This window comes from Actinomycetospora sp., assembly GCF_055612215.1.
The window spans coordinates 1-3,470 of the sequence record NZ_JBVPVA010000506.1 but is presented as its reverse complement, the minus strand read 5'-3'; the positions used below and the strand labels follow the sequence as shown (position 1 = coordinate 3,470).

4 protein-coding genes are annotated in these 3,470 nt (G+C 72.1%); 1 reads left to right on the top strand and 3 read right to left on the bottom strand.

Annotated features, from left to right (window positions below; genetic code table 11):
• Positions 1 to 61: 61 nt before the first annotated feature.
• Together AC0CYZ_RS14065 and AC0CYZ_RS14060 are read right to left on the bottom strand one after the other, a co-directional pair.
• Positions 62 to 298 (bottom strand): hypothetical protein, encoded by a 237-nt coding sequence (locus tag AC0CYZ_RS14065; protein ID WP_472216318.1) that lies wholly within the window; start codon positions 296 to 298, stop codon positions 62 to 64.
• A gap of 14 nt (positions 299 to 312) precedes the next feature.
• On the bottom strand, positions 313 to 936 hold the full coding sequence (locus AC0CYZ_RS14060) for a TetR/AcrR family transcriptional regulator (RefSeq protein ID WP_472216316.1): 624 nt from the start codon (positions 934 to 936) through the stop codon (positions 313 to 315).
• A 105-nt stretch (positions 937 to 1,041) separates the two neighbouring features.
• On the opposite strand from AC0CYZ_RS14060, the gene AC0CYZ_RS14055 reads away from it, so the two are divergent.
• Positions 1,042 to 1,932 (top strand): class I SAM-dependent methyltransferase, encoded by an 891-nt coding sequence (locus tag AC0CYZ_RS14055; RefSeq protein WP_472216314.1) that lies wholly within the window; start codon positions 1,042 to 1,044, stop codon positions 1,930 to 1,932.
• 94 nt (positions 1,933 to 2,026) lie between these two features.
• Here the strand turns inward: AC0CYZ_RS14055 and AC0CYZ_RS14050 are convergent, their stop codons facing one another.
• Positions 2,027 to 3,385, bottom strand: coding sequence for a transposase (locus AC0CYZ_RS14050; protein ID WP_472216312.1), 1,359 nt, complete (start codon positions 3,383 to 3,385; stop codon positions 2,027 to 2,029).
• Between the last annotated feature and the right edge of the window lie 85 nt (positions 3,386 to 3,470).

The following is a 3,470-nucleotide window of genomic DNA, read 5'->3' as shown; positions in this document are numbered from 1 at the left end:
GGCAAGGTTCCGTGGTCGGCCATCTCCAAGCCCGTCGTCGTGTCGTCCCCCGCGGACGGGGTCACTTGTTCCGGGGGTCGCTGCCCGGGATGTGCTCCTGCCCGGTGACGCCCGCGGCGGCCTCACCGATGCTCTTCGCGCCCCCAGCCCCGTCGTGCGCCTCCAAGCGGATGCGGTCGGTGAGGTGCGGATAGTGCAGCTCGAACGCCGGACGCGCGGAGCGGATCTGGGGCAGTGCCCGGCCCGCGCCGGTGACCGCGAAGCAACCCCGGCCCGATCCTGATGCCAGGTCTGCCACGTTCGGTGACGCCATCACCCCGGGCGCGTGTCAGTCCTGGGCGTCGGGGTGGCCGACCATCCCGTGACCAGGGCGCGCAGGGCGTCGTCCCACTGACGGGTCGCACGCCCGCTCTCGAGGGTGCCGCGGAGCTCCAGGGCGGCCAGCCCCTCGCACGCGGCGTGGAACTGCCAGGACGCGTCGCTGATCGTGCGTCCACCCAGGCCGCTGCGGTCCTGCAACGCGCGCACCCGGGCGTGCAACGAGGTCAGTGCCTGCTCTGCGGCGGGGATGATCGCTTGGATGGTCTCGGGTGCTAGGGCGGTCTGTTGCACGCCGATGCGGAACAGCGTCGGGTGGGCCAGCGCGAAGGATCGGAACCCCTGGGAGCCCGCCCGGACGAGGTCGGCCACCGGATCGTCGGTGACGGGGAGCCCGGCGACCGTGGCACCGAGCAGGTCGAAGGCGCGCTTCCCGAGCCCCGCGACGAGCGCTTGCTTCGAACCGAGGCTGCTGTAGACCGCCCGGGTGCTGGTCCCGCACGCGTCGGCGACCTCACGCACCGTCAACGCCTGCAGCCCGTCCCGCTCGACGATGACCTCCGCCGCCTCGAGCAGACTGCTCGCGGTGGCCTCGTCGTGCAGACGTCGTCGACCCATGATTGACACCCTACTGCAACGTCATTACGTTACGCCGTTACGCAACTCGGTCGAGGAGGCCGCATGACCCCGACAGGAACGAGGCCGCCGAGCGGGGTCGCCCCCGTGGAGGTGGCAGACGTGCTGCACCGCGGGGAGCACGCGGCCTGGAGTCTGGCCGCGTTGACCGTGGTGGGGCGCGGCGACGGGCCGCCCGCACTGATGCGATCCGCCGCAGAATTACTGGCCGCCCTGGGGGTGTTCGACACCGCCGACGGCGCGCTGCGCGGGCTGGAGCATTCCACCCCGCACCAGGTCGCGGCCCAGGCCGCGGGCACGCTGTTCAAGACCGCAGCCGTGGCCCGGGGCGACGGCGCGGCCTGGAGCGCGCAGACCGACGAGGCGCTGCGCGCCCAGGGCCGGGCCAGCGCCCAGGGAGCCAGGGCGTTCGCCCAGCTCGCCCTCCCGTCCATGCCCGACCTCGCCCGGGCCCTCGAGCGACCGGGCGCCCGGATGCTCGATGTCGGCACCGGCGTGGGCGCGCTGGCCGTCGCCTACGCCGAGGTGTTCCCGCAGCTACGGGTGCTCGGAATCGATGTCCTCGACCGCTCGCTCGGTCTCGCCCGCCAGACCCTGGCCGAGGTCCCGGACGAGATCGCCCAGCGCGTCACCTTCCGCCGCCTGGACGTCGCCGAGCTCGTCGACACCGAGGGCTTCGACCTCGTCTGGCTGCCCGCCCCGTTCATCCCCGAGCCGGCCCTGCGCGCCGGACTCAGACGCCTCGCCGACGCCACCCGCCCCGGCGGTTGGATCATGGTCGGACACGGGAAGTACGGCCAGGACGCGGTGGAGGATGCCCTCAACCGCTTTCAGACCGTGACCTACGGCGGCACCCCCCTGGACGGACCCACCGCGACCGCGTGGCTGCACGACGCCGGGTTCGACTCCACCCGCACGGTCCCCACACCCCCGGGTTCTCCGGCCATCACCTTCGCCCGCCGGACCCCGCGCGCATGAACAAGTACGTCCTGGCCTCGGACACCGACGACGTCGAGCAGCGAAGGATGGAATTGCTGTTCGCCTACCACGGCGCCCTGACGATTCGGTAGCGTCAGCCAGCGTTGAACTTCAGGTGATTGATCTTGAAGTCGATGGGGTTCGGCGGATGTGTTGACGCGCGCAGTGTGGCCCATGCGGGATGGCTGGTCATACGGGTGAGCTGGATGGTGATCAGGTCGCGGAGGCCCTCGACCGACCTGCGGCTGCCGCCGATGTCGGTGCGGGCGTTGAGTTCGCGCATGACGCGTTCGAGCAGGCCGCTGCCGAGCTCGGGGCCGCCGAGGCGCGTCAGGTCGCGTCGGATGCCTGGTTGCAGGCAGGTGAAGACCTGGTCGCGGGCGGCGGTGAGGAGCTCCAGGGCGGCGTGGTGATCTTCGGTGCGCACGGTGTCGACGAAGGCGTCGTAGCGGGCCAGGGCCTGGGCGTGGGTCAGGCGTTCCCGGGCGACGCTGCGCAGCAGTGCGCTGAGCTCGCCGCGCTTGTCGCGTGACCAGCGATGAGGTGCCTTGTCGGCGTAGAGCGCCCAGCGCAGCGCGCGGGCCAGGTGCCACCAGCAGCGTTGGATCGGGACATCGGGCCAGGTCAGCTCCGCGACGCGGGTGACCGCGAGTTCGCCGTCGACGACCACCACCGTCGGGGTCTCGAGCGCGGCGAGTTGGGCCTGCATGGCCGACCAGGGTTGATCGACGGTCAGCCCGAGCAGCGCGGTCTGGGCGCGTCGCCGGCGGCGTGGCCCGCTGCGTGCGCTCAGCCCGAGGGCGATGTTGGTGTTCACCCCCAAGCGGCGACGCCCAGCGCGGACCCCGGTGCCATCCAGCACGACTACTGCCGCGCGCGAGGGCCCACCGAGCTCCACCCGCCCGACGGACTCGAGCCGAGGGGCGATGTCAGCGACGGCCTGGTGGGCACGACCGGGCGAGGCGGGGACCCCGAAGCTGCGGGCCACCGCCCCCGCTCGGGCGAACGACATCTGACTGGCCAGCTCAGCCAGGTCGACCGCCAGCCGGTCGGTGCGCCGACGCCCGGTCAGATCGAGCATCAGCAGCAGCGGCGCGAACACCCGGCCACAGTCGCGGCAGCCCACGTTGGCCAGCCGCACCCGCACCACCCCGACCGAAGTGTCGACCCGGCGGGGACGGGTGCGCTTGCCCTTGCGGGCGAAGTCCTGCATGACTCCGCACCCCGGACAGCCGAACGGGGCGGGCAGACCCCGCACCGGCAGCCAGCGGGGCCCGCACACGCGGTCGATGAGCTGGTCCTGGACCTGCTCCAACGACACCGCCAGCGCCGCGGCCGGGACCTCCTCGCGCATCGCCACCGCCCACGCCTCGACCATCGACCAGCTCAACGCGCCCGGGCCCTCTCCGAGCTCAGGAACCTCGGCGCAGAGCGTGACAGAGATCGTGGGCATCGCGAGCACTCCTCACAGCGAGACCGACCCACCGATCTCTACTGCAAGATCTCTGAAGTTCAACGTAACGCCACGCTACCGAGCG

What these genes read in the sequence shown, in the direction of transcription:
- AC0CYZ_RS14050 (WP_472216312.1), bottom strand. Translation starts at nt 3,385, where the DNA reads ATGCCCACGATCTCTGTCACGCTCTGCGCCGAGGTTCCTGAGCTCGGA.
- AC0CYZ_RS14060 (WP_472216316.1), bottom strand. Translation starts at nt 936, where the DNA reads ATGGGTCGACGACGTCTGCACGACGAGGCCACCGCGAGCAGTCTGCTC.